The sequence below is a fragment of the Paenibacillus sp. 598K genome (genome assembly GCF_003851045.1).
Classification (GTDB): Bacteria; Bacillota; Bacilli; order Paenibacillales; family Paenibacillaceae; genus Paenibacillus_D.
On the sequence record NZ_BFBX01000064.1, the window covers coordinates 33,114 to 33,390 of the forward strand.

1 pseudogene is annotated in these 277 nt (G+C 61.0%); it reads left to right on the forward strand.

The features are described 5' to 3' along the window. Positions 1-172: pseudogene (locus PA598K_RS18530) on the forward strand (STM4013/SEN3800 family hydrolase); the annotation flags it as partial. Between the last annotated feature and the right edge of the window lie 105 nt (positions 173-277).

Below are 277 nucleotides of genomic sequence, written 5' to 3' on the forward strand. Positions count from 1 at the left end.
TGTCGATGGCGAGCTGGGCCGGTTGTTCGCGCGCTTCCGGCAGCGGCAGCGGCCGGTATTTTGCCTCGTCTTCTCCGACCATGGCACCGCCTACGGCGAGGATGGCTACGAAGGCCACCGGCTGGCGCATGAAGTAGTGATGAACGTACCCTACCGCGAATTTTTCCTATAGTTGAGGGAGTGACCGGAACGAAGGCTCCAACGCGGTCTGAGTGATAGTGCGGTCCCGAACGAAAGTTGCTCCGGTTATCGCCGCTCTAACGCTCGCCACAGCGCT